At 70.3% G+C, this 23,718-nt stretch carries 33 protein-coding genes and 1 pseudogene; 22 read left to right on the forward strand and 12 right to left on the reverse strand.

Annotation, left to right across the window (positions count from 1 at the left end; translation table 11 throughout):
- Position 1: 1 nt before the first annotated feature.
- The 10 genes from ACZ6TV_RS46295 to ACZ6TV_RS46340 all read left to right on the forward strand — a co-directional run bounded on the left by ACZ6TV_RS46295 (position 2) and on the right by ACZ6TV_RS46340 (position 10,175).
- Complete coding sequence (locus tag ACZ6TV_RS46295) at positions 2 to 454, forward strand: phage tail tube protein (protein WP_465306418.1); 453 nt, start codon at positions 2 to 4, stop codon at positions 452 to 454.
- 2 nt (positions 455 to 456) lie between these two features.
- Entirely contained in the window at positions 457 to 1,041 is a 585-nt protein-coding gene (locus ACZ6TV_RS46300) for a hypothetical protein (protein ID WP_465306420.1), read from the forward strand.
- A 295-nt stretch (positions 1,042 to 1,336) separates the two neighbouring features.
- Complete coding sequence (locus tag ACZ6TV_RS46305; protein WP_465306422.1) at positions 1,337 to 3,715, forward strand: zinc ribbon domain-containing protein; 2,379 nt, start codon at positions 1,337 to 1,339, stop codon at positions 3,713 to 3,715.
- Between the two features lie 65 nt (positions 3,716 to 3,780).
- Complete coding sequence (locus tag ACZ6TV_RS46310; protein ID WP_465306424.1) at positions 3,781 to 4,668, forward strand: hypothetical protein; 888 nt, start codon at positions 3,781 to 3,783, stop codon at positions 4,666 to 4,668.
- Positions 4,665 to 7,607 (forward strand): hypothetical protein, encoded by a 2,943-nt coding sequence (locus ACZ6TV_RS46315; protein ID WP_465306425.1) that lies wholly within the window; start codon positions 4,665 to 4,667, stop codon positions 7,605 to 7,607. The genes ACZ6TV_RS46310 and ACZ6TV_RS46315 overlap by 4 nt, the downstream gene beginning before the upstream one ends.
- Entirely contained in the window at positions 7,604 to 8,098 is a 495-nt protein-coding gene (locus tag ACZ6TV_RS46320) for a hypothetical protein (protein WP_465306427.1), read from the forward strand. The genes ACZ6TV_RS46315 and ACZ6TV_RS46320 overlap by 4 nt, the downstream gene beginning before the upstream one ends.
- Complete coding sequence (locus ACZ6TV_RS46325; RefSeq protein ID WP_465306429.1) at positions 8,095 to 8,586, forward strand: hypothetical protein; 492 nt, start codon at positions 8,095 to 8,097, stop codon at positions 8,584 to 8,586. Before ACZ6TV_RS46320 ends, ACZ6TV_RS46325 begins: the two co-directional genes overlap by 4 nt.
- A complete protein-coding gene (locus ACZ6TV_RS46330) occupies positions 8,583 to 9,080 on the forward strand; it encodes a hypothetical protein (protein ID WP_465306431.1) in 498 nt (165 codons plus the stop codon). Before ACZ6TV_RS46325 ends, ACZ6TV_RS46330 begins: the two co-directional genes overlap by 4 nt.
- A 106-nt stretch (positions 9,081 to 9,186) precedes the next feature.
- Positions 9,187 to 9,369, forward strand: a complete 183-nt coding sequence (locus ACZ6TV_RS46335) for a hypothetical protein (RefSeq protein ID WP_465306433.1) — start codon at positions 9,187 to 9,189, stop codon at positions 9,367 to 9,369.
- Between the two features lie 2 nt (positions 9,370 to 9,371).
- Positions 9,372 to 10,175, forward strand: coding sequence for a peptidoglycan-binding domain-containing protein (locus ACZ6TV_RS46340; protein ID WP_465306435.1), 804 nt, complete (start codon positions 9,372 to 9,374; stop codon positions 10,173 to 10,175).
- Between the two features lie 3 nt (positions 10,176 to 10,178).
- Here the strand turns inward: ACZ6TV_RS46340 and ACZ6TV_RS46345 are convergent, their stop codons facing one another.
- From ACZ6TV_RS46345 to ACZ6TV_RS46400, 12 genes and pseudogenes are all read right to left on the reverse strand, one after another.
- A complete protein-coding gene (locus ACZ6TV_RS46345) occupies positions 10,179 to 10,421 on the reverse strand; it encodes a helix-turn-helix domain-containing protein (RefSeq protein ID WP_465306437.1) in 243 nt (80 codons plus the stop codon).
- Positions 10,422 to 10,582: 161 nt separating this feature from the next.
- Positions 10,583 to 10,810, reverse strand: a pseudogene (locus tag ACZ6TV_RS46350) (WhiB family transcriptional regulator); the annotation flags it as partial.
- A 579-nt stretch (positions 10,811 to 11,389) separates the two neighbouring features.
- The gene (locus tag ACZ6TV_RS46355; RefSeq protein ID WP_465306439.1) at positions 11,390 to 12,130 is read right to left on the reverse strand and encodes a DUF2786 domain-containing protein; all 741 of its coding nucleotides are present in this window, start codon (positions 12,128 to 12,130) and stop codon (positions 11,390 to 11,392) included.
- Positions 12,131 to 12,242: 112 nt separating this feature from the next.
- Positions 12,243 to 12,563 (reverse strand): hypothetical protein, encoded by a 321-nt coding sequence (locus ACZ6TV_RS46360; protein ID WP_465306441.1) that lies wholly within the window; start codon positions 12,561 to 12,563, stop codon positions 12,243 to 12,245.
- Positions 12,560 to 13,231, reverse strand: a complete 672-nt coding sequence (locus tag ACZ6TV_RS46365; protein WP_465306443.1) for a hypothetical protein — start codon at positions 13,229 to 13,231, stop codon at positions 12,560 to 12,562. Before ACZ6TV_RS46365 ends, ACZ6TV_RS46360 begins: the two co-directional genes overlap by 4 nt.
- A gap of 115 nt (positions 13,232 to 13,346) precedes the next feature.
- The gene (locus tag ACZ6TV_RS46370) at positions 13,347 to 13,670 is read right to left on the reverse strand and encodes a hypothetical protein (protein WP_465306445.1); all 324 of its coding nucleotides are present in this window, start codon (positions 13,668 to 13,670) and stop codon (positions 13,347 to 13,349) included.
- A gap of 61 nt (positions 13,671 to 13,731) precedes the next feature.
- A complete protein-coding gene (locus tag ACZ6TV_RS46375; protein ID WP_465306447.1) occupies positions 13,732 to 14,712 on the reverse strand; it encodes a hypothetical protein in 981 nt (326 codons plus the stop codon).
- 157 nt (positions 14,713 to 14,869) lie between these two features.
- Positions 14,870 to 15,349, reverse strand: a complete 480-nt coding sequence (locus ACZ6TV_RS46380) for a hypothetical protein (protein ID WP_465306449.1) — start codon at positions 15,347 to 15,349, stop codon at positions 14,870 to 14,872.
- A complete protein-coding gene (locus ACZ6TV_RS46385) occupies positions 15,346 to 15,960 on the reverse strand; it encodes a hypothetical protein (protein WP_465306451.1) in 615 nt (204 codons plus the stop codon). Before ACZ6TV_RS46385 ends, ACZ6TV_RS46380 begins: the two co-directional genes overlap by 4 nt.
- Before the next feature lie 8 nt (positions 15,961 to 15,968).
- Positions 15,969 to 16,292, reverse strand: a complete 324-nt coding sequence (locus ACZ6TV_RS46390; protein WP_465306453.1) for a hypothetical protein — start codon at positions 16,290 to 16,292, stop codon at positions 15,969 to 15,971.
- A 56-nt stretch (positions 16,293 to 16,348) separates the two neighbouring features.
- Entirely contained in the window at positions 16,349 to 16,969 is a 621-nt protein-coding gene (locus tag ACZ6TV_RS46395) for a hypothetical protein (RefSeq protein ID WP_465306455.1), read from the reverse strand.
- A 185-nt stretch (positions 16,970 to 17,154) separates the two neighbouring features.
- Positions 17,155 to 17,622 (reverse strand): hypothetical protein, encoded by a 468-nt coding sequence (locus ACZ6TV_RS46400; RefSeq protein WP_465306457.1) that lies wholly within the window; start codon positions 17,620 to 17,622, stop codon positions 17,155 to 17,157.
- A gap of 222 nt (positions 17,623 to 17,844) precedes the next feature.
- On the opposite strand from ACZ6TV_RS46400, the gene ACZ6TV_RS46405 reads away from it, so the two are divergent.
- The 12 genes from ACZ6TV_RS46405 to ACZ6TV_RS46460 all read left to right on the forward strand — a co-directional run bounded on the left by ACZ6TV_RS46405 (position 17,845) and on the right by ACZ6TV_RS46460 (position 23,693).
- Positions 17,845 to 18,618, forward strand: coding sequence for a hypothetical protein (locus ACZ6TV_RS46405; protein WP_465306459.1), 774 nt, complete (start codon positions 17,845 to 17,847; stop codon positions 18,616 to 18,618).
- 255 nt (positions 18,619 to 18,873) lie between these two features.
- Entirely contained in the window at positions 18,874 to 19,362 is a 489-nt protein-coding gene (locus ACZ6TV_RS46410) for a hypothetical protein (RefSeq protein ID WP_465306461.1), read from the forward strand.
- A 119-nt stretch (positions 19,363 to 19,481) separates the two neighbouring features.
- Positions 19,482 to 19,820: a hypothetical protein gene (locus ACZ6TV_RS46415; RefSeq protein ID WP_465306463.1), complete on the forward strand. Its 339-nt coding sequence runs from the start codon at positions 19,482 to 19,484 to the stop codon at positions 19,818 to 19,820.
- Positions 19,821 to 19,931: 111 nt separating this feature from the next.
- Complete coding sequence (locus tag ACZ6TV_RS46420) at positions 19,932 to 20,297, forward strand: hypothetical protein (RefSeq protein WP_465306465.1); 366 nt, start codon at positions 19,932 to 19,934, stop codon at positions 20,295 to 20,297.
- 58 nt (positions 20,298 to 20,355) lie between these two features.
- Positions 20,356 to 20,685, forward strand: coding sequence for a hypothetical protein (locus tag ACZ6TV_RS46425; protein ID WP_465306467.1), 330 nt, complete (start codon positions 20,356 to 20,358; stop codon positions 20,683 to 20,685).
- A gap of 144 nt (positions 20,686 to 20,829) precedes the next feature.
- Positions 20,830 to 21,066 (forward strand): hypothetical protein, encoded by a 237-nt coding sequence (locus ACZ6TV_RS46430; RefSeq protein WP_465306469.1) that lies wholly within the window; start codon positions 20,830 to 20,832, stop codon positions 21,064 to 21,066.
- The gene (locus tag ACZ6TV_RS46435; RefSeq protein WP_465306471.1) at positions 21,063 to 21,296 is read left to right on the forward strand and encodes a hypothetical protein; all 234 of its coding nucleotides are present in this window, start codon (positions 21,063 to 21,065) and stop codon (positions 21,294 to 21,296) included. The genes ACZ6TV_RS46430 and ACZ6TV_RS46435 overlap by 4 nt, the downstream gene beginning before the upstream one ends.
- A 134-nt stretch (positions 21,297 to 21,430) precedes the next feature.
- Positions 21,431 to 21,859 carry a hypothetical protein gene (locus tag ACZ6TV_RS46440; RefSeq protein WP_465306473.1) on the forward strand — a complete coding sequence of 143 codons (429 nt, stop codon included), beginning with the start codon at positions 21,431 to 21,433 and terminating at the stop codon, positions 21,857 to 21,859.
- Positions 21,859 to 22,275, forward strand: coding sequence for a hypothetical protein (locus tag ACZ6TV_RS46445; protein WP_465306475.1), 417 nt, complete (start codon positions 21,859 to 21,861; stop codon positions 22,273 to 22,275). The genes ACZ6TV_RS46440 and ACZ6TV_RS46445 overlap by 1 nt, the downstream gene beginning before the upstream one ends.
- Before the next feature lie 118 nt (positions 22,276 to 22,393).
- A complete protein-coding gene (locus tag ACZ6TV_RS46450; RefSeq protein ID WP_465306477.1) occupies positions 22,394 to 22,642 on the forward strand; it encodes a hypothetical protein in 249 nt (82 codons plus the stop codon).
- 15 nt (positions 22,643 to 22,657) lie between these two features.
- The gene (locus ACZ6TV_RS46455) at positions 22,658 to 22,996 is read left to right on the forward strand and encodes a hypothetical protein (RefSeq protein ID WP_465306479.1); all 339 of its coding nucleotides are present in this window, start codon (positions 22,658 to 22,660) and stop codon (positions 22,994 to 22,996) included.
- A gap of 64 nt (positions 22,997 to 23,060) precedes the next feature.
- Positions 23,061 to 23,693 (forward strand): hypothetical protein, encoded by a 633-nt coding sequence (locus ACZ6TV_RS46460; RefSeq protein ID WP_465306481.1) that lies wholly within the window; start codon positions 23,061 to 23,063, stop codon positions 23,691 to 23,693.
- Positions 23,694 to 23,718: the final 25 nt, after the last annotated feature.

The following is a 23,718-nucleotide window of genomic DNA, read 5'->3' on the forward strand; positions in this document are numbered from 1 at the left end:
TATGACACAGGTGCGTATCCCGGCGCGGGACATCGTGCTGGAGGTGCTGCTGGCCAACGCGACCACGTGGTCGGGAGTCGGCGGCCTCACATCGGTCACTGTCAATAAGTCGGAGAACGAAGAGGTCGAGGACGTCACCGAGTACGACTCGGACGGCGCCTACGAAGAGCGGGTCATGCAGCGCGGTGCCGCGCTGACCCTGACCGGCTTCATGCACAAGGACGACCAGACCGGCGCCCAGGACACCGGCCAGGCCCGGGTGGAGGTCCTGGCGGAACAGACCGGTGAGGCGTCCATCGGCAAGTACCGCTTCCGGCACCCCCTGGACACCGAGTGGACGGTCTGGAACGCGACCACGCGCGTGGCCGAGCAGGGCGGCGCGCAGAACGCGAACACCACCTGGGGCGCCACGGTGCGCCGGTCCGGCCCGTCCTCGAAGGTCGCGGTGAGCTGACCATGCGGAATCCCACCTCCCGCAAGGGCAAGCAGTCGCGTGGTGCACGGCAGCTGCGCCAGCAGGTGCAGCTGCAGATGGACCCCCAGGACCTCCAGGAAGCACGGACGAGCATCGGCATGGTCGACGCGCACGTGGCCGGGATGATGGCCGGCGCCGGCGAGACCCTCGGTGCCGAGGACGGTCTCGACTTCGACTTCGACGCCCACTGGGCGAAGAAGAAGGGCAAGGCGAAGGTCCGCACGGTGCGGATCAAGGGCCGCCGGTACGCGCTGCCGGGCAGCATGCCGGTCGGTGTGATGGCGCTGGGTATGCGCAGGGAGTTCCGGGACAAGAAGCGGGTCGTCGGCGCCGACGAGGCGGTCCAGCTGACGCTCGACATGCTCACCGCGGCGGTCGGCGAGCCCAACGTCAAGCAAATGCTGGCGGACGGCATCCAGATGGACGAGCTGCCCGACGTCCTCTCCTACGTCATGGGTAACTATGACGAGCTCGGCCTGCTCCGCGACATGCCGGCGGCCGACGGGGGCGAGCCCGACCAGGGGGAATCGCGCGGCGGGCGGGGGCCCGCCACCTCTGGTTCCTGATCTTCCGGCACTACCGGTACCTCAGCGCTGACTTCCTCCGGGAGTACGGGCTGGACCTGGACGGGTACATCACGAACCCCCGGACGCCGGCGTGGGAGTTCCTCGAGCTGGTCGACGCCCTCTCGGTGGAGGCCAGCTTTCGCTACGTCATCGACGCGGAGCGCAAAGGCCCGCGGGAGGCGACCGGCGAGGAAGCACGCGCAGCGCTCCAAGGCCTGTGACACCAAGCGGCCCGGCATCCCCTGCACCTGGGGGTGCCGGGCCGCTTATTCGCGCCAAGCAGAGAGGGCCGCCAATGGCCTATTCAGTCGGCGACCTCATCACCTACCTGCGCATGGACACCATGCCGTTCCGGCGGAACCTCGCGCACGCCCGCACAGCGATGCAGAACCTGGGGCAGCGGCTGGGCGACGAGTCCGATGCGGCAGGTCACAACTGGGCCCAGCGCTTCGTCCACCGCATCCGGGGGACGTTCGAGGAGATGCGCCGGCCTGGGTCGCTGCTCCAGCGGTCCATGCGGAACATGTGGCGGGGGCTGCTCAACTTCGGTAACGACGTCGACGGCAACAGCTTCCGGCAGCGACTACAGCCGCTGGTCAGCAGCCTGATCACGACGCTGACGACCGGGTTCCAGAACCTGATGACGGCGGGCGTGAACCTCACGACCCAGATTTGGAACTGGATCCCCGCGATCCTCGCGTTCATCGGGGCGTTGGCCGCTGTCGGCCCGGCCGTGTACGTCCTCGGTGGTCTGCTGGGGTCCCTGCCGGGGCTGATCGGTGGCGCCGGCCTCGCCTTCGCCACCGTGAAGTTCGGGCTCAAGGGCATCTCGGAGGCGTTCAAGGACTCCGCCGGTGGCGGGCAGTCGGCGGCCGACCAGATGCACGCGGTGGAGGTTGCCACCCGGTCGCTCGTCCGCGCCCAGAAGGAAGCCAAGAAGGCGTCCGAGGCGATCACCCAGGCGCGCAAGGACGAGGTCCGCAGGCTCCGGGACCTGAACCTGGAGATCCGCCGGAACGCCGCGGACCAGAAGTCGGCGGCGGCGTCCGTGGCGCAGGCGCGGGACGAGCTGGCGCGCGTGCGTGGGACCGGCGACGCCAACGCGATCGCGGAGGCGGAAGCGGCGTACGAGAACGCGCTGCTCGCCCTGGAGGCGATCAAGAACAAGACCTCGGACCTGTCCGAGGAGCAGGACAAGGCCAACCGGGACGGGGTCGAGGGCAGCGACCAGGTCCAGGCCGCGATCGAGCGCCAGCAGGCGGCGGTCGAGGCCTTGGCCGACGCGGAGTACGCCCTGATGAAGGCCCGTGAGGGCAGCGGCGGCGGCGCGGCGGCGGAATTGATCAAGCTCGCGCCGGCGGCCCAGGACTTCGTCAACAAGATCAAGAGCCTGAAGGCGGCCTTCGAGGCCCTCCGGCTCGATGTGCAGCAGAAGCTGTTCAAGGGCCTGGGGGATCAGGTCGTCGCGCTGGCCAAGGCGTGGATGCCCGCGCTGCACCGCCAGATGGGCGGGATGGCCGAGGTCCTCAACAAGATCATCACGGTCTTCACGACGACGGTCCGCAAGCCGAAGTTCATCGATGACATGGAGAAGGGTCTATCGGCCTTCACGTTCATGATCAAGCGGATCGGCGAGGCGATCGCCGGCCCGTTCATGACCGCGTTCGGGTCCCTGACCGCCGCGGCCGCCCCCGTGTTCATCCGGATCGGTGAGTCGATCCGGTGGGCGATCCAGCAGTTCTCGGACTGGATCGCCGCCATCGAGAAGTCGGGCGCGCTCGACAGCTTCATGAACGAGGCCGGGCTGCAGATCGGTTTCCTCCTCGACTCCGTGATCGCGCTGATCCGGCTGATCGCGAACCTGGCGTGGGTCATCACCAAGCTGCAGCCGACGTCGGCGGACGGCAAGATGATGAGCCCGCTGGAGACCCTGGCCAAGACGCTGGAGTACTACGCGGACTGGCTCGGCAACCCAGCGAACCAGAAGGCGATCGACGAGTGGATCAACAAGATCAAGGACTGGGGCCGCTGGATCCTCGACGAGGGCATCCCGAAGACGATGAAGTTCTTCGGCCAGATGTCCACGTGGATGGACCGGATCGACGGGTGGGCCAAGACCTGGGAGGGCTGGGGCCAGACGATCAAGCGGACGTTCACGACCGTGGAGGGCGCCTTCGACGCCTTCCTGTGGTCCCTGAAGTGGACGAACCCCTTCTACCCGATCTGGGAGGGCTTCCGCTGGGCGATCAACAAGATCATCGACGGCTGGAACGCGCTGAGCTTCACCTTCCCGGGGATCAACGCGTTCGGTGTCCAGATGGCCGGCTTCCGGATCGACACCCCGAACATCCCCAAGCTCGCCGCGGGCGCGCTGGTGGGGCACCGGCCGGGCGGCACGATGGCCGTGGTCGGTGAGGGCCGTGAGGACGAGATGATCGCCCCGGTGTCCAAGGCCCAGGACATGATCGGCCAGGCCGTCATGGACTCCATGATCAGGCTGGCCGACGTGCTCGGCGGCGGTGACGTGTACATCGTCGTCGACGGCAAGATCATGGAGAAGCACGCGCTGTCCGCGCTGCGCAAGAACGCGCCCAAGGTGGCCGCGGCCGCGAAGTCCGGCACGCGCACCCGCACGTTCGCCGGCGGCTCGACCGCCGCGCTCACCTCTTCCTGACGGACAGCCCCACACCGGCCCCGGTGTGGGGCTGCTCGTCGTCTCCTGCACCGGACGGAGCAGCCGTGACTGTCTACATCGGACGCCCAGGGGCCATCGTGGCGCTCCGCTCCCCCCGCAAGGGCGTCAACGCCAAGATCACGCGCGCGTCCCGCATCCGGGAGACGCTCGCCGGCGGCCGGTCCGTCGACTTCTCCCCCGGCCTGCTGCGCACCTGGGACCTGAACTGGCGGGCCCTGTCGCACGAGGACCAGGGCGCCATCATCGGGTTCTGGGGCGGGCACAACGGTCCCGGCCCGTTCGTGTTCCTCGACGGGGCAGAACGGAACCTGCTCACCCCCAACCAGTCGGCGGCAACGAGCGTCTTCAACGACACCTCGGGCTTCACGCTGTCGTCCGGGTCGGAGGCCCTGGCCTCCGTCAGCACACCGGTGAGGCGCGGGCCCCGCGCGCTGCGGTGGACGATCCCGAGCCCGGTCCCGGCCGGGCTCCTCAGCGTGGGCCCATCCCGCGACGACTGGCCCGGCATCCCCGTGGTCCCCGGCGTGGACTACAGGTTCCAGTTCGAGGTCTACGGCGCCGGCACGGACACCACCATCGACATCGCCGCGGCGCTGCGCTGGCTGGACTCCACCGGCAGCCTGGTGTCGACCAGCACCGGCAGCGCGGTCACCACCGCGGCCGCGTCGTGGACACCGGCGTTCGTGGCCGCGACCAGCCCGAGCACCGCGGCGTACGTGATCCCCCGCGGGGTCGTGACCGGCACCAACATGTCGGCGGCCTCGACCCCCGTCATCGACAAGCCGATGTTGTCCATGCCGACCGCCAGGGACCCCGGGACCACCTGGGTGCCTGGGTTCGGTGTCGCGCGGGTGTCGCTGCCCCAGCTGGAGCACCAGCTGCCCTGGATCAGCTACCACAACACCACCCTCACAATCACGGAGGTGTCATGAGATCTGTCTCGCCGGCGCTGGCCGCCGCGATCGAAGCCGTGGAGCGGGTGGTGTACCCGGTCGTCAAGGTCGACTGGGACAACGACGGTGCCAACACCACCAACTATGGCGATGACTTCGCCCGGACGGTCGTGAACGACTGGGGCTTCTCCTCCACCGGGTACTCGTGGCTGATCGCCGGGACCGCCAGCAACTACCAGGTCACGCCCGGCGTGGCCACGCAGATGGTGACCGCGGCGTTGTCCTTCACCCGCGCCCGGATCGCGCTCACGGCGCTGAACGTGGTCGACCAGGACGTGCTGGTGGAGTGGAACTGCCCGTTCCCGACCGGCGGTGACCTGGAGCCGGCCAACGTGTACCTGCGGCAGCAGAACACCACCGATGACGTGCTGCTGCGGGTGACCCTCGGCACCGGCGGGCAGGTCCGCACCGCGATCTACCGCAACAGCGCCAGCCTGGGCAACATCACGATCTCCAGCACCGCCGACATCCCCGGCCTGACGTACACCGCGGCCACCCGCTGGTGGACACGGTTCCAGGTGATCGGGCCGGTCTACCGGATGCGGGTGTGGCAGGCCGGCACCACGGAGCCGACCCAGTGGCACGCCACGGCCGTCGACCGGACGTACACATCCGGTGCGTTCGGGCTCCGGTCGGGGCGCGGGAACGGGAACACCAACGCCAACTGCATCTTCTCCTACTACTCGGTAACCGTCGCCACCAGCGCCTACGACGACGTGACGGACCAGCTGGCGTCGCTGTCGATCGACCGGGACGTGACCGGGCAGATCCCGGACCAGTGCAAGGTGATCGAGGGGATCGCCGCGGCCACGATGACCGGTGACCTGGTCAAGGGCGACAGCGACGACGAGCAGGACCACGCGATCGCGTTCTTCTCCCGCTACAACCCCGACAGCCCGCTGTTCGGCAAGGAACGCGCGAACCGGCGCGTGGACGTGTCCACCCGCTGGCTCACGGAGAACGGGTTCGAGGACGTCCCCCGGCTGACGAACGGGGTGCTGCAGGCGCTGCCGATCGACGTCGCCAACCGCACGGCACAGATGGAGGTCGTCGACGGCCGCGACCGGCTGCGCAGGCTGATCTCCCTGCCGGGCATGATCGCGAACACGCCACAGGTGCCCGGGTTCAGCATGATCGCACCGGGGCTGGAGGCGTCGTGGATCGCCGCGTACGCCGCCTACCAATGCGGTCTGTACCTGGCGCCACCGGCACAGACGGAGTCCGGGGTCGTGCGCCTGTATGCCCCGATGTACGGCAGCGCCATGGCGTTCATCAGCAAGGAGTACTTCGGTGCCCCGCTGGCCAGCCAGACGGGCGGCCTGGACTTCCGGTGCCAGTTCACCAGCGATGCCCCGTACTTCCTGGCGCTGGACCCCACCAGGGACGGCACCGCGACCGGGTACGCCAACATGACCTGGTTCCTGAAGACGATCACCTCGTACAGCCAGTCGGCATGGGACGTGTACGGGCGGGCCAACTTCCGGTACACGATGTGGGTCAAGGTCAGCGGCAGCGAGCCCTCGCAGGCCGTGTATGCCTCCACCTACACCGAGTTCGGGACCCAGACCACGTTCACCGTCTCGAACGCCGGCGTGCTGGCGATCTCGACGACGAACGACGGTGTGACCCGGACCGCGACCGGCCCGACCATCAGCCTGAACACGTGGACGCTGGTTGGGGTCCACGTCGATGACGCGGCCGGGCGGGCGGCGTTCCGGGTGAACACCACGACCACCGTGCAGACGTTCACGGCCACACCGCAGTCGTATCGGTACATCCCGCTGGATGCGGAGTGCGAGCTGAACACGTACGCCAAGGTGGCGGAGTTCCAGGTCCGCACCGCGTGCGGGGAGTCCGGGACGTGGCCGGACACCACCTACGCGCGTGACTTCGTGCTCGACAGGCTGCAGAACCGGGAGCTGTCCGGGATCTTTCCCCCGGAGGAGCCTCAGGAGGCGTGGGACCTGCTGCAGGAGCTGGTGGCGCCTGAGCGGGGGCTGGTGTGGATCAACTACGACGGGCAGCTGCAGATCTGGTCCCGCGCCCGGCTGAACAGCAGCGACAGCCTGAACGTCCAGCGCACCCTGACGACGTACCAGCACCTGTGGCAGCTGGGGTACGACGACAACCGGGTGATGGTCTGCAACGTGATCCAGGTCCCGTACGTGGAGCTGTCGGCGAACCAAGGCGCGGTGCTGTGGTCCCTCACGGGCGTGCTGTCGATCCAGCCGGGGGAGACGGTCACGTGGCAGCTGACGTTCGAGCCCCACGCCGGCGGCGAGGTCGCGTTCCAGGGCACGTGGGCCCAGAACGCGGACGGCACCGGCGACAGCGGCAGCTTCAGCTCCCTGGACACCTTCCTCAACGGGGACCTGTACGTGGCGTCGCTGGTGATCACCTCGGCGCGCACGGCCACGGTCACCCTGCGGGCCGGGAACGACGCCTACCCGAAGTACTTCGTGGACAACGCGGGGGTCCCGAACTGCCAGCTGTTCGGGATCCCGATGGTCCAGTCGGACGGCCGGCTGTCGTACGAGGCGCGGTCGGAGGACTCGATCGCGCCGTTCGGGGAGCTGCCGCTGCCGGTCAACGCCAACCCGTGGCGGCAGTCGCTGAACTGGGCCAAGGGCGAGGCGCACCAGCTGCTGGCGATGCTGTCGCTGCCGCAGGTGGTGTTCACCGATCTGGCGGCCCCGCTGGACCCGCGCCTGGAGCCGTTCGACCGGTTCAAGGCGGTGGACCCGCGCGGGCTGCACCTGGACGTCGAGCTGCTCGCCGAGGGCATCCAGGACGAGCTGGACAGCGGGGGCGCCGACATGGAGCTCGTGGGCCGCCAGGCCCGGGAGCAGTGGGTGCTCGGCGCGTCCGGCGTCGGGACCACGATCGGGAACACGATGCTCGGGGGTGAGCCGGAGTGACCACGTACTACAGCGCACCCACCCTGGCGGACACCGACGTGGTCACCAGGAAGACGCTGGAGCCGGCCATGCGGGCGGCCCAGCGTCTGGACTCCACCGACCGGGTCAAGGTCTTCCGGTCGGTGTGCGGGACGGGGGCCGCGTTGACGACCACGCAGGTGGACGTCAACGACTGCATCCAGACGGTCACGATCAAGGGCTCGAACGCGTTCTGCGTGGCCATCGGCTCGTTCGACTTCCAGGGCTCGCCCTCGGCGGCGTTCTGGCTGATCCGTGGGGCGTTGTGGGTGGACGGGGTCGCCAAGACCGGTGAGGCGACGAAGTACATCGCGCGCAACGACCGGCAGACGGTCGGGCGGGTGTGGCCGTTCACCCTGGCCGCGGGCTCCCACGAGATCAAGCTCCGCGCGGTCAAGGACGCCGGCGCCGGGACGGCGTCGTACATCGCCCAGCACACCAACCTGACCGTGCTGGTGGTGGACATCCCGTGACGGCGCCGTACATCGCGCCGTTCCTGGTGGACGGTGACCCGGTCAGCGCTGAGGCCGTCCAGGAGTTCCTGCTGGCGGTGGAGGCCCTCGACGCGGCATCCCGGATCCACATCCACCGGGCGGCGGCCTCGGCCAGCCTGACCGTGACCACGGCCGTCCAGAGCGTCACCGGGAGCACGGTCACGTTCACGGCCACCGGCAACAACGCATTCGGGCTGATCATCGGGGTGTTCGACATCCAGAACACCTCTGCGGCCACGGTGTTCACCGGGTTCGTGTACCAGTCGTCCAGCCCTCTGGACTCCCAGGTGATCAAGGACTGCCAGGGCGGCGCAGACCGCAACACGCTGTGCCAGACCCAGATGGTCAAGCTCCCGGCCGGCGCCTACAGCTTCGACCTGCGGGCGTCCAAGACGGCGAACGTCGGCACGGTCAGCGCGCTGCTGACAAACACCACGCTGACGATCCTGGTGGTGGACCTGCTGTGAGCGCCTACACCGCATCCCGGGCCGCACCCCGCAACGGCGTCACCCACGTCCCCGCAGCCACCCTCCAACCAGCGCTGAACGCCGTGGCGTGGCGGGACAGCCCGTCCGCCATCCGGTCGATCAGCGCCGTGTGCACCTCGGCGACCACGGTCACCACCAGCCAGACCGACATCACCGGTGCCACCGTGACGTTCACGGTGACCGGCGGCAACGCGTTCGCGCTGGTCCGTGGGGTGTTCGACTTCTCGATCTCCGCCACGGGCGCGGCCGACTGCAGCGGCCGGTTGGTGATCGACGGGGTGCTGCAGACGAGCGCCGCGGCGAAGTCGGCGGCGAACTTCGACTCGATGACGGTCCAGCAGATCTGGACACCGACGTTGGCGGCCGGGTCGCACACCCTCAAGCTCGCCACGATCAAGAGCGCTGCGGCCGGAACGATCGCCGTCGGCGCGACGAACACGATCTTGCACGTGCTGCTGTTCGACCACAGCTGACCGTTCCACTCCCTCGAGCACCTCCCGGGTGGACTACCCGGCGCTTCCACGCGCCCAGGTAGTCCACCCGTTCGTGTTTTCCCAGCTCACGAAGGGGTTCCCACCCATGACCACAGACCCGGGCGAGGCCTTGACCGAGGCCACTGACGAGCCCATCACCGACGCCGACCTGGCCACCTGCGCCGGCGACGTCGACCACGAGCAGTTCATCGGCGAGCGGCTGTCGGAGGACCCGCTCGATCTCGCTGAGGCGGCCGTCCTCGAGGACGACCTGGACGAGGAGGCCTGACCGTGGCGATCAAGCCGAACAGCATCAAGACGGCGTTCGCGGACCTCGACGCGCGCTGGCCCGGCCGGGACCGGCGCACCGACGGGTGGATCGGCGACGCCGCGCACCAGGCGACGAAGTCGGACCACAACCCGGACTCGCGTGGGGTCGTGCACGCCCAGGACATCGACGCTGACGGGATCGACGTCCCGGCGACGGTCGCCGCCCTGTGCCGGCACTCCTCGACGCGGTACGTGATCTCCCGGTTGGTCATCCGGCGCCGGGCGACCGGGTTCGCCCCGGAGCGGTACACGGGCGCGGACCACAACGACCACATCCACCGGTCGATCGAGTACACGGTGGCGGCGGAGAACTCGACCGCACACCTGGACTGGGGGACCGGCTCGCCGGCGCACCCGTCGCCGGGGAGCCCGAGCTCCGGGGCCGGGTACCTGGTGAAGATGCCGGTGCTGCGGCGGAACCCCTCGCGGTACACCGCGGCGGGCGCGCTGTTCCAGCGTGGTCTGCGCCGGCTGGGCTACAGCCTGGGCCGGTGGGGCGTGGACGGGAAGTACGGCAACGCGAGCGTGGCCGCGACCCGGGCGTTCCAGTCGACGACCGGGCTCCGGCCGGTCGACGGTGTGGTGGGCCCGGTGACGTGGACGGGCATGGCCCAGGTCCTCGTCGGTGTGCACGGGTTCCCGACCACGCCGGACGGGAAGTACGGGCCGAAGACCACCGCGGCCGTGCGCGCGTTCCAGGGCTCGCGGGGGCTGAAGGCCGACGGGATCGTGGGACCGAAGACGTGGGCCGCCCTGGTGGCCTGACAGCTATTGCGCGGGCTCCGCACCCTCAGGGGTGTGGGGCCCGCGCTTTTCGCTGTTTCTGGGGCCTCTGGGGCCTCTGCGGCGCGCCTCGACGCCGGCGCCCTCCAGGCGGGTCTGGACCATGTTGAACGAGCAGTCCAGCTGGAACGCGATCTTCCGCATCGAGAGGCCTTCCTCGACGTATAGGCGGATGATCTCTTTGGTGTCGACGTCGTTCCGGCGTCGCCCGTCCACGCGGTCAGTCACGCCGGGTCCCCTTCGCGGTGGGTGGTGTGGCGCGCGGATCGTAACGCAACCGTGGGGTGACGGTGCGCGTACGTGACCCGTCAGGCGGCGAGGTGTGTCGGCTCGTCCGGCTCTTCCTCGTCTTCTTGGTCAACTTCTGCGTCGATCGTGACACCGCGGCCGCGCAGGAGGCGGCGGCGCTCGCGCTCGCTGGTGCCGCCCCACACGCCGTGCAGCTCGTGGTTGTCCAGGGCGTACTCCAGGCAATCGGGCCGGACGTCGCAGCGGGCGCAGATGCGTTTGGCGGGGCGGGCGGTCCCGCCGGTGACCGGGTAGAACGGCTGCGGGTCGGTGGAGCTGCAATTGGCGAGGTCCATCCACTCGGGAGGCCGATCGATGTCCATGAACATGGTGGGGGTCCTTCGGGTAGGGCGTGCCGGTGGTTCCAGTGACCGGCGTTCTCACCCAGCGTATCGGCTCGCATGGAAACATGCAACTCGGACTGTGGTCTTTTACGTGCCAAACACGTGCTACGCTGCGTAGCACGCCGTCTTACGGGGCGCTTAAGCCCGCCCGTTCGGCCAGTGTCCGCAGGCTAGTCGGGCCGGATACTGTCCGCCCGTGTCCCCCGGCTCCGGCCGGTGGGCCGACGCGCAGGCCCTCGTCTGGGAACCTGGGGTCTGCTTTGCCGTCCGCGAAGTGGTGGGGAACGAGGCAAGGCGGGGCAGCTTAGGCCACCGTCCCCCACCGCAGCGGGCCTGCGCCGGTTCCCCCTGTTCTGGGACCACCTCGCGCGCCGTTCTGGACGTGGCGCTGCGCACAGTGGCTGGGAGATCGGGTTGGCCCTATCGCGGTCACCCACCTCGTCACGCGCGGTGGGGGGCTGTTGCGCACCCTACAGGGATCGACATGCGTCCGCACACCACGCGGTGTGCCAGAAACGAAACGGCCCGGGAGGGTGACCCCCGGGCCGTCCGTGCGGGCGAGCGTCAGCCGGTGAGTGCCCGCCGCGCCCCGCCGTTCACCCGCTGGCCCCCGAGGTCGGCGCGGGCGCCGGCGTCACGGCCCGCCTGCAGGCCGGTTCCGCTGGTGGCGCTGCGGCCCTCCCGGTAGCTGTTCGCGGGGTACTTCTCGTGGAACGCCCGGGTGACCACGTCGGCCTTGCTCGCGAGCACAAGTTCGGTGCTGGTGCCGGTCGGCTGGTTCTCGGTGGCCTCGCGCTGGGCGCGCAGGCGGGCGTCGGTGAGCCGCCGCTTGACGGTCTGCGCGAACCCGAGGATGAAGCTGTTGCGCCACGCGCGGGCCCGGCCGCCGGACCCGGGCACGCGGCCGTTGATGACCCGGCTGACCTCCAGCAGCATCAGCGTGTAGAGGAACTCGCAGTGCTCGATGTCCTCGGCGGTCCCGAACATGTGGATCACGTCATCGCCGCGACCGCCCAGCAGGATGGCCTTGAGGCCGAGGCCGTCCGCGATCAGGTAGAGCAGGGTGGCCTTCTGGCGCCCGAAAGGGTTCGGGACGGTGATCATCTTATCGCTGGCGATAAACGCGGCGCCCGTCTTGTGCTGGGCCAGGGTGACCGTGACCTGGTACTTCGCCATCAGCTCGAACGCCTTCTCCTGGTAGGCGTCGCGGGTTGCCTGGGGCAGGGCCTCATCGTCGGCGTTGGCGAGCAGGGCGCGGATCTTGTTGAGCATGCCCTCGCTGACCTTGGGCGCTTCGGTCGTCATCTCAGGGATTCCCTTCGGGTGGGGCGGGGTTCCAGTACCGCCCAACAAGGATGATCCTATGCGAAACGCGGGAAACACGCAAGTCAAGCTTGCGTGTTTCCCGCGTCCATGATCAGTATTCGCCGGACAGCATGACCATCGTCAGCAGCCGGTCGGCCGAGGTCTCCACCAGCACGCGGACCTTGTCCGGGCCGACCTCGTACCAGGACATCACCCGCGCCCCCGCGCTGATGTCGCGCAGGTTCTTCTCGCAGTCCTCTGGGTGGGTCTGCCCGAAGTCCCCGTGCTGGTGCCGGTAGACCAAGGCGCCCAGCGGGCCCGCGAACGCGGGCCCGTAGACCTCGGTGAACAGCTCGACCGCCGCAGTGGTGGCGGCCAGCTGGCCGATCTCGAACAGGGGGTCCGGGGACGTCCCCGCCGCGACCTCGCTCACCGGGGGACCTGGTCGCACAGCGGGTTGCTGACCTCGGTCACGTAGCCGCGCCCGACCGTGCGGCCGCGGAGGTCCACCGAGCCGCTCCACGCGGTGCCCCACTGGTCGCGGTAGTAGGCGTTCCCGGTGGCGGGTTCGTAGGTCACCCAGACCTCCCCCTCGTGGGAGCCGCAGATCCCGTCCCACTTGCCGTGGTTGCGGCCCTCGGCGGGGCCGCGGTGCTCGCGTGCGAGGTCGATCGCGGCGCGGACCTCCGCGCGGTAGGAGTCGAGCGCGTCGCGGTGCAGGTCCAGGCTGTCCCCCTTGCTGCTGCCCCAGGGCACCAGCGCGGTGATCGCGGAGCCGATGTCGCTGAGCAGGAAGTTCGTGGTCTGCCAGACCAGCTGGTTCAGCTTGCTGTCGCGGTAGGCGATCGCGACCTTCAGGCGGGCGCCGCCGTGCAGCTCGCCGCTGGTGGCGGTGCCCTTCAGGACGGCGTTGACGTAGGTCAGGCCGCGGACCTGGACGACGCACGGGCGGCCGGCGAGAGCCTTGACCACGTGGCGCATGTGCCCGAGGTCCCAGTGGTTCTCGTGCTCCTTGAAGCGGTGGGGGAACTGCCGGGCGTGGATCGTGGTGGCGGTCAGGGTGTCGTACTGGCCGAGCGCCGGGTACAGCTCGTCGCCCATCGGGTCTCCCTTGCTGGTGGGGCGGGGTTCCAGTGCCGCCCTCGTGGAACCGAGCCTATGCCAAACGCGGGAAACACGCAAGTCACGCTTGCGTGTTTCCCGCGTCAAGTGAGGGTCAGGTTGCGTCCGGCAGGTCGGACAGCATGACCGGCTCGATGTGCGTCTTCGGGTTGCGGACCGAGCCCAGCACGCGGCGGACCTTCATCGTCTCCAGGCCGGACAGCTCGACGCTGCCCTCCAGCTGCAGCCGGATGCGCTTGGCGCCGCCGGCCCCCAGGTTCGGGGAGACCGTGCGGCCGGTGATGGTGCGCACCCGCCCCTGCACGAGCAGCTGCCACGCGCGCTCGACCTCCCCGAGATCGCGGATCTCGATCACGTACTCCTCACCGTCCGCGTCGGTGTCGATCTCCGTCCCTGGTTCGTGTGCCGTGTGTGCCATGTGTGTGCCTCTCGATGGGTCAGGGACGCCAGCGGGGGTTCGCTGGCGTCCCTGAGGTGTATCAGACCGCGGCGGTTGCCGGGGCCAGGGTGATGCCCTTCGCGCGGCTGAGGTAGCCGAACAGCTCGTCGTTCTGGCTGGGCTTGAAGTCGGCGGTCAGCGTGACCCGGCGGCCCTTCAGCTGGTCCAGCTCATCGACCTTGTTGCGGAGGACGGCGGGGCACGTGCCCATCGCGCGCCAGCCCTCATCGGTCTCGATGAACATCTTGTAGACCGTGGTGCCGTGGTAGTTGTACTTGTAGTCGACGTCGTCCTTGACGTGGTAGATCGTGCCGGTCACGGTCCGGGTGCCCTGGGGGACGGTCACCCCGGCGGCCTTGAGGTTGGCCTCGCGCACGGCCTTCGCCTGCTCCTGGGCGGTCTCGCGGTCCCAGCGGTCCATGTCGCGGACGATAGCGGTGGCGCCGACCTCGGCCTGGCGGGGGCTCATCCGGCCGCCGGTGTAGGCGTCGGCCATGTCCTGGAGGAACCGGCTCCAGACGTGCTGCTCCAGGTTCGGCAGGTAGGTCAGCCACACCACGTTGGGGTGCGCGGCGATCGCCTCTTCCTGGTTCTCCTCCGCGCGGGTCTTCTTGCGGGCGGCGTGGGCGGCCTTGCGCTCCGCGTGCTCGCGGCGGCGGTTCTCCTGGTGCTTGCGGGCGGCGGCCTGGTCCCAGACCGGGACCAGCTCGATGCGCATGTTGCGGGAGCCGTGGTTGGCGCCGCCGCAGGCGCAGGCGCAGGCGTCGGAGACGGCGCCCATGCACCGGCCGTCGCAGGGGATGCTGGAGCGGTTGCCGAAGACCCATTTGAGCACGAGCTTGGCGCCGCAGTGGTGGCAGGCGCTGCGGAGGGTGCCGCTGGAGGCATGCGCGGCGGCGGCCGGGACGGCGTTCGGGGTGCCGCAGTTCTGGCAGCCGCCGACCGCGCGGCCGGCGAAGCTGGCCGTGGAGCGCAGGCCCTTCATCAGGTCGGGGGTGGCGTCCTCGGCGATCTCGGTCATCGGGTCGGTCCTTCCGGGTGGGGGTGTGCGGTTCCAGTCGCTGCCCCTGTGCACTGACTCTACGCTCTCCCCCGGAAACACGCAAGTCCGTCTAGCATGTTTCAGCGCCCCTCGCGTTTGCCCTGATAGGCAAGCGCGAGGGGCGCCGATTTTGTCGTTACTGGCCCACCCTCGGCAGGCCCACGTGCTCCCGGAGCATGCCCAGGTGGACCGCGCGGGCCCGCGCGCCCTTGCCGGTCAGCTCGAACACCCACCGGTCGATCACCGTGGGGTGCGGCACCCGCCGGACCCACCCGTAGCGCGTCAGCTCGTCGACGACGGCCGTGCACCGCTGCTGGTGCGCGACCTCCCCCAGCCACACCGGGCCGTCACCGTCCTGGAACACCTGGACCGGGTCCCGCCGCTCGATGACCAGCAGGTGCTGGAGCCGGGCCGGCGTGAGAACGCGCTCGCGCGCCTCGAGGCACGCCGCCATGACGTAGACCTCGACCATGTCCCCCAGCGTGAACGGCGGCGTGCCGTTGAGGTGGAGCCCGTACATGATCGGGGTGTCCATCGAGCCGTCCACGGCCACGTGGTAGCGCAGCTGCGTCTCCAGGCGGTCCAGGGCGGTCCCGGTGACGATGACGTCGGTCATGCCTGCTCCTCCGTGAGGGTCTTGCTGATGCCGCGGGTGACGTAGCCGGCCACCATCGGGCCGTTGATGCTGGCGGCGAGCGCGTCCCTGGTGGCCGTGTTCGCGGTGACCTCGACCCGGTCGAGGGCCGGCGTCCACTGGGCGAGCTTCCGGGTGTTCACCGGCGGCACCTGGCAGTGGCGCCAGAACTCGACCGGGGAGTCCACGTCCCCGGACGTCAGGGCGTAGACGTCGTAGCTGAAGTCGATCGGGCGGCCGGGCTCCAGTTCGGTGCTGAGCCAGTCGTCGGGCAGCCGGTACCAGACGTCCCGGTCCAGGTCGCTGTCGAGCCAGGAGACGAACAGTTGCCCGTTCGCGCCCCAGTGCAGGCTGATGGGGCCGCTGTCGCCGGGCCACGCGTTGTGGTGGCGGTCCAGGATGGACGCGATCGCGCTGTGGCTCACGTACTCCACGGCGCCCTGGTGGACACCGGATTCGTGGTGAATCTTCAGCATGTCCTGGGCGCGGTACGCCTGGATGAGGTCGTCGGCCTCGCGGACCGGCAGGACCAGGTGCAGGGACAGCCGTTGCGGGTTCGTCCAGAACAGCGTCAGGTGCTTGCGCTCGGGCACGGGGACTCCTAGTCCGTGGTGGGGAACATGGCGACGGTGAGCGTCATGGCGTGCAGGTGGCGGGTGACGGAGGCCAGCTCCCGCATCATCGACTCCGTGGTGTCGATCATCGAGCTGGCCGCGTCGACCTGGTCGACGCGGTCGACCTCGGCCTTGGCGAGCCTGCGCATGCCGAGCCTGTCGAGGGCCTCGATCAGGCAGGTGGCGTTGGACCGGACCAGCTCCAGCTGGTCCAGGGCCTCGGTGCGGGACTCAGTCCAGGTCTCGCGCAGGTCGGCGCGGCCCGGGCGGGCCGGCGGCTCCTGCTCGTCGGTGGGTGGTGTGGTGCTCAAGGCGCGCCTCCAGGGCGACGACGGGGGCCCGCCGGCGAACCGGCGGGCCCGGGGGGTTAGACCAGGGACTGGTGGATCGGGGACGCGGGCATGTGGTGCTCGCCCACGAGGGCGTTGAGCACGGTGGTCCCGCACTGGCAGGTGTAGGAGAGCAGGGAGCCAGCGGGGTGGTTCTGCTGGCGGACCGGCCAGTACCACTTGCCGGACCAGTTGCACTCGCGGGGGACGCGGAGCTTGATGTTGTCCACGTCGTGCTGGGAGCTGCGCTCGATCAGGACCGCTTCCCCGCCGGGGAAGAGCAGCGTGTCGCCCAGGCGGGCGTGGATCACGCGGCCCTCCTCCTCCGCCTTGCGGTGCTGGGCGCCGGAGCTCATCCGGGGGTCCGCGGTGATCGAGGTGGTCTGGGGGACCACGAAGGCGTGCGGGCCGGGAACGAGCGGGCCGTCCTGGACCAGGCGGGTGACACCGGCGGCGCCGGTGAAGTGGATGGTGTAGTAGCGGCCGAAGCCGCGGCCCATCTGCGCCAGGTAGAGCAGGACCTGGCCGCTCTCCCAGCTGTCGCGGGCGAAGGCGTTGTCGTCCTCGATGTCCGGGTCCAGCGAGCGCAGGTGCTGGCGGGTGGGGACGAGCGGGACCGGGTGGACCGTCGCGCGTTTCTCGTCGGTCTCAGCCGTCATCGGTGTGCTCCTTCGGTTGTGGGTCCGGGAGGGGTTCCAGTTCCTCCCGATGCAGCTACGCTACCCTGTCGCGGGTAAACATGCAAGTCCGTGTTGAACGTTTCTGCGTGGGGTGTCCGGGAGTCGAACCCGTGGGACCGCGCACCCCGCGCGGGGCGCCGGCTGCCCGGCGCCCCGCGGGTCGATCAGTAGCCCTTGCGCTCGCGGGTCGTGTAGCCGGCCGGGGTGTAGGCGAGGGAGTCCATCGCGGCCTTGATGACCAGCTCCAGCTCGAACAGGTCCCGGGCCCGGGCGGCGATCCCCAGGACGCGGCACACCGCGGCGGCGTAGTCGTACATCTGGTGCCGGGACGCCTTCGACGGGACCCGGAGCTTGTTGTACGCCTCGAAGTCGCCGCTGATGGCCTTGCGGCAGGCGGCCTGCCAGCGCAGGTGGGCGCGGTGCTTGGAGAGCAGGTTCTTGAGGTGCCAGCGGGCCAGCTCGACGCGCTCGGGGTCGGCCTCGGTGACCTGGAAGGCCTGCTCCGCGTTGTAGTCGGCGCGGTCCCTCGCGGGGTCCAGGACCGCGCTGGTCACCTCGGCGTGGGCCAGGGTGTAGGTGCGGTAGGTGTTGTCCCGGGCCTCGGTCATCTCGGTGATGACGATCGCGTTCATGCTGGGCTCCCTCTGGGTGGGGGGCGGGGTTCCAGTGCCGCCCTCGTGGTGAAGACACTACGCCCGCCCCCTGAAACACGCAAGTCAGGGTTGCGTGTTTCCATGTGACGGGGACCACACGGGAAAGAGGCAAGTGCGACTTGCGTCTTTCCCTGGACGGACGTAGTGTCTGTGCATCGGGTGGTACTGGAACCCCACCCACACCCCCAAGGAGGAGCCGAGATGGCCGCCACGACCGCCCCCGCGAAGACCCTGACCCTCGCCGAGCAGTTCCGCGCCGAGCAGGCCGCCAACGCGGTCCCCGCCGCGCTCAAGGGCCTGCGCAACACCAACCGCCTGGTCAAGACGGCGATGGTGGCGGGCATGGCGATCACCTACACCCACGCGGCGCACTACGTGGCGGACGACCTGGGCGCCGGCGTCGCCGGTTACGCGGTCCCCCTCTTCTTCGACCTGACCCTCTTCACCTGCGTGCAGGTCCTGACCACCCCGGCGATGTCGGCCGCGGCCCGCAAGATGGCGCTGCAGATCATGATCCCGACGGCGCTGATCAGCGCCGCTATCAACGCCCTCGCGGACGGCCCGGTCATCCTGCGCGGCCTGTACGCGCTGATCGTGGTCTTCGCGATGCTGCTCAAGGTGCTGGGCAGCAAGGCGAGCACCCCCGACTTCGACGCCCTGGAGGCGGTCACGGCGAAGATCGCCCCGGTGGTCGAGGAGGACACCGACGAGGACCCCGAGCGTGAGGCGCGGCTGGCGGCCCGCCGCGAGGCCGACCGTGACCGCCGCGCCGCGAAGCGCGCCGCCGCCGAGGCCGCCGCCGCCGCCGAGGCCGCGAAGCTGGAGGCCAAGCGCGAGGCGCGCCGGGCCGCCCGCCAGGCCGCGAAGGAGCAGGCCCTGATCGTCGCGGTCATCGACGACGAGGTGACCGTCGCGGAGATCCTCGACGGTGACCTGCCCGAGGCGCCGACCAGCGCGATCCCGGTCAGCAGCTGACCCGCCCGGCCGCAGGGCCCGCCCCCACCACGGGGGCGGGCCCTTTCGCTGTGCTGGGGCGGCCCGCCGAGTGCGCCCGAGAGCGCTCGCCGGCGCCGCGGTGTACGCGGGTGCACCGCGGCGCCGGCGGGCCGCCAGAGAGCCCCACGGAGGGCCTGAGAAAGACGCAAGACTGACTTGCGTGTTTCTCCGGACGGGCGTAGGGTCTGCGGTGAGGGCGGCACTGGAACCCCGCCCCACCCGAAGGGAGCCACGATGGACCAGGTCGACGCCCGCAAGGCCGCGAAGTTCAAGGCGGTCGGCACGCTGGAGGGCGCCACCGGCTACGGCGCCCGCGTCTCCTTCACGGCCTCCAAGGTCGGGGTGCATGCGCGGGTCGAGCAGGGCGGCCCGGACTGGTTCGTGGTCTACCTGCTGCGCACCGGCAACCGCACGGCCACGCTCCAGGGCTGGGCCCGCTTCGACGCGGAGACCGGCCTGTGGCGGGCCGAGTACGAGAAGCCGGGCCGCGGCGCCCTGCGCTCGAACGTGCACGTGGTCGGCCGCTACCGGACCGCCGATGACGCGGAGCTGGCGCTGCTGCTGCTGGCCTCGCGCAAGCGGGGCAGCACCAAGCTGGCGTGGCCGGCGGAGCTCGTCGACGCCGCCCGGGTCGCCCGGCGCGGGCCGGACCCGGAGCAGTGCACGACCTGCGGGAACGAGGTCCGCGGCGGGGAGTGCACCCGCCTTGACGTCCACTGGTGATCATGGACGCGGGAAACATGCAAGTTCGACTTGCATGTTTCCCGCGCATGGCGTAGGCTGATCTTGCGAGGGAGGAACTGGAACCCCTCTCCGCACCCCCCGAAGGAAGGGAGCACGGTGTGCACGTGTTGACGGCGGGCCAGTGGTTAGCACTGGTCAAGACGGTCGAGGGGCTGGCCATCGGCCTGGCCTGGCGCAAGCCGGGCGTCGAGGGCGTGGCCACGGGCCGCAGGTTCGTCCTGCGGTACGAGGAGGTCGGCACCGGCTACCAGGTCGAGGCGTGCGAGGACGGCAACGTCCGGCTCGTCGCGCTGGTGACCGCCGGTGTCGCCGAGCCCCTGCGCGGGCGCGGCTGTGACGCGCAGGGCCTGGTCCTGCCGTCGCAGGCGGCCCACTACGTGGTGCAGGTGCTGCGTAGCCGGACCAGCCGGTTCGCCGGTCTGGCCGTCGTCAGGTAGCTAGAAGTCCGGGGAAACATGCGGGTAAGACTTGTATGTTTCCCCGGACCGTTATAGGCTTCTCTCATGCGGGAGGTACTGGAACCCCTCCCCACCCCCTGGAGGAACCCCATGAACGACCGGACCAAGGGCCCCGACCTGGAGAAGTGGCAGATCGAGCTGAACGACCGGACCGGGCTGACCCAGGTCGCCCCGACCGGCATCTGCGTCCGCGACTTCGCGGTGCCGAACGGGTTCCCCGTCGGCTGCCCCGGTGAGCACGCGCTGGACGCGATGGTCGGGTACGTCGTCCGCATGACCATCGTGGCGGGCAAGATGCTCCCCCTGCACGAGGGCAAGATCGGGTACGACGTGGCCGCGTTCGGCGACGAGACCCAGTACGCGCAGGCGGTCATCGCCGCGGGCGACATCCGCAAGACCGGCAACTGGGCCGTGATCGACTGCCTCTACATCTGCGGGCACCGCAGCCCCGCCTGACCCTCACCCACCGCGGGCCCGGGACACCCCGGGCCCGCCTGTCAGCCCGGAGGGCGACGTGACGATCGAGTACACGGCAGAGCAGGCGCAGGCCCTGGGCGCACGCCCGTGGCTGCACCCCAGCACCAAGGAGATGCGGTACTACCTCCCGGACGACCTGCGGTACCAGCTGATGGGCCTGTGCGTCGAGTTCTACCGCACGAAGAACGTCAGCTACGCCGAGCTGGACGACGTGAAGATCAGCAACCGGCGCGGCGGCCAGCTGGCCGCCGCGCGCATGTACGTCGCCGCCGGCAAGCTGCACATCGAGCACCCCGCGGACCACGAGCTGGGCGAGCGGATCCGGGAGCGGTTCGCCGCCCAGGTCGCCGCGCTCCCGGAGGCGTGACGTGGCCAGGATGCTGACCAACACGCGCCGGGCCGCGGTCTGCCACGAGACCTGCCTTTCCCGGCGCCGCCGGGACCTGTTCGAGCACGGCGGCCGTCGCCGCCGGCGTGCCCGGAAGGAACGCCGGGCCGCGGACAAGCGCTCATGGCGCGCGGACGCGTCGTGGTGACCGCTGAGCGCCGCCCGCTCGCCGAGGTCCTGGGGGAGCGGCTGGCCGCCCTCGAGGAGCTGCGCGACGCGACGGACGCGGTCCAGGCGGCCCGGCGCACGCCCGGGTTCAGCGCCGCGTACGCCGCCTACCGGGCGGCGTACGCGCGGTCGCAGGACCTGGGGTTTGAGCTGCAGGAGACGCTGGCGCGGGTGCAGGGCAGGGTGCGGTGACGGAGGAGGAGTGGGACGACATCGTCTACCGCAAGCTGTCCCGGGTGGACGCGCACCGGTGGCACCGCAGCGCGCTGCGGTGTTCGCGGGAGCACCGGCGGCGGGCGCTGGGGCAGGACCCGACCGCGTGGCGGCCGGGCCGGCGTTCCCCCAGCCACCACGCGGAGGCGGCGTACTGGCTGGAGTCCGCGGCGAGGGCGCGGCGGGCCCTCGCGGAGGTCTCGAAGTAGCACACGGTGAGCCCTGAAACACGCAAGCGTCACTTGCGTGTTTCAGGGCTCACGCGTAGGATGACCTTGTGAAACGCAACTCGCGGCGCCCGACCTGGAACCCGGGCGCCACCCGAAACCGAAGGAGCGCGCCGATGCACACCTGGCGCCTGCAAGACGAGATCCACGGCCTGTCCCGCAACGGCCGCGTCCTGATCACGGCCCAGTTCTGGCTCCGCAGCGACGACCGGGCCGTGATCTTCACCGCCCACAACGGCGTGCGGGCGGTCGACCCGGAGTACGGCAGCGCCGACCAGGCCCGCGAGGCGATGGGTCTGGCCCGCCAGATGCTCGCCGACGTCGAGCTGGGCGGCCCGGCCGCCGCGGCGAAGCTCGCGGAGCTCGTGCCCGGCTGGACCCGCACGGAGTGCCTGCGGGACGAGTGCGGCGGGTACCTCGCGATCGGGGAGCACCGCTGCCAGGACTGCGGGCGCGCCCCCGGCCGGGTGGGCTCCGGGCTGCTCTCCGCGGCCGCGCGCCGCCGCCCCATCCACATGCGGGCGCCGGGCCGGGGGAACGCCTGATGCACCCGGACAGCGCGCCCGACCAGATGCTCGTCCGCGAGGCCCGGCGGCCCGCCGGCGCGCCCCCGATGATCAAGGTCTGGCACAGCGCCCCCATGGGCTGGGTCTGGGAGTGCACGCAGGTGGACTGCCTGGAGTGGCGCACCGACCTGGGGAGCCAGGACGAGGCGTGGTCGCAGGGCGCGATCCACGCGACGGAGTGGTGCAGCCGGCTGCCGCGGGAGCTGGTGCACGCGATCACCTTCGCCCGGCAGGCCCTGCACGGCAGCAAGCCGAAGGGCTGGGAGGACCCGGACGTGCTGCTCGCGAGCCTCGCCCGGCACGACCGGTCGTGGCGGCACGGGGCCCGGGGTGCGTTCGACCGGGCGCTTGCGCGGACCGGGCAGGTGTGGCCGGCCAGCACGGTGGCAATCTAGGTCCCGTGACGCGGGAAACATGCAAGGCTGACTTGCGTGTTTCCCGCGCATGGCTTAGGCTGATCTTGCGAGGCGGGAATGGAACCCCCGCCTCCACCCACCCGAAGGAGGCCCCACCGTGGCGCACACCTACCTCCCCCGCAAGGGCGGTCGCCTGTCGATCAACCTGCGGGTGCTGCTCGCCAGCGACACCCGGCCCGCCGTGCTCGTCGACGAGCGCCCCGACGAGCGTTCGCTGGTCCAGGTGCTGTACGGCACGACCGCCGCGTGCGAGCACACGCACTGCGGGACCGAGATCGCCACCGTGGACACCTTCACCCAGTGCGCCGCCGACCTCGCGGTGTGCTGCAGCTGCTGCACCGACTGACCCCTGGAGATGAACATGAAGCAGAAGGCCCTCAGCAAGGACCTCGCGATGGCCGCCCTGGCCGTCCTCAAGCGGCAGTACGGCCCGTACCTGGAGCCCGGGTGCGAGCCCAAGCTGTTCGAGCCCGGGCACAACGGGCCCGGCTGGACGATCGGCTGGGAGGAAGGCCCGTACGAGTGGACGCACACCGCGTTCGTCGGCGGCCTGGACGAAGAGATCTACGAGGGGCTGCGCACCGCCGGTGCGAGCCACGAGAAGGCCACGAAGACCGCCACGATCGCCGCGGCCAAGCGCCCGGCCGGCGTGGGGGCCGAGCCCATCAACCACTGGTGCCTGGCGCTGTACCCCGCCTGAACCACACCCCGGCCCGGGGCGGACTGGAACCCGTCCCGGGCTGCACCTTTCCCGAAGGAGCACCATGAGCACCACCGCCAAGAAGTACGCGGACGGCCTGACCAAGCTGTCCGCCCTGATCACCGAGACGTCCGACGCGGTCGACGACGCGATGGAGCCGGTCCAGTGGGCCGAGGACGAGATCATCCAGGCGTGCCGCCGGCACCCCGCACAGGCGGACCTGCTGTGGCACGCGTTCAAGATGATCAGCCGCCCGGAGACGATGCGGACGGAGTTCATGTACCGCGGGTACGCGCGGGAGCTGCTGGAGCGGGTGGCCGCCGGGCAGGACACCCGCCCGGGGACGTACGCGGAGATCGTGCTGGTGTGCATGGAGGCCAGCAAGGTCACCCCGTTCAACACCGCCGGGGTCGGTCTCTACCTGCGCGCTTGGTCGCGGGCGTTCCCGGACCAGCAGCTTTTCGTGGACGACCCCGGCGCGCACTACGAGGCCATCCGGTCGGACCAGATCGACCGGTTCGAGGCGGAGTCCCGCCGGCGTCTCACGGTCCCCGGCCGGGTGATCGGCGAGATCACGTGCCGGGGCCAGCACCACGCGGAGTGGGTGCCGTGCCGGTTCGTCGCGCCGGTGGCGCCGCCGCCGCGCGCACCGCGGGCGGTCGAGGTGGTCGGGGACCAGCTGGCGCTCCCCCTGTAAACCCACCAGGGAAACATGCCTGTCT

It is taken from the genome of Dactylosporangium sp. NPDC051087 (assembly GCF_055586325.1).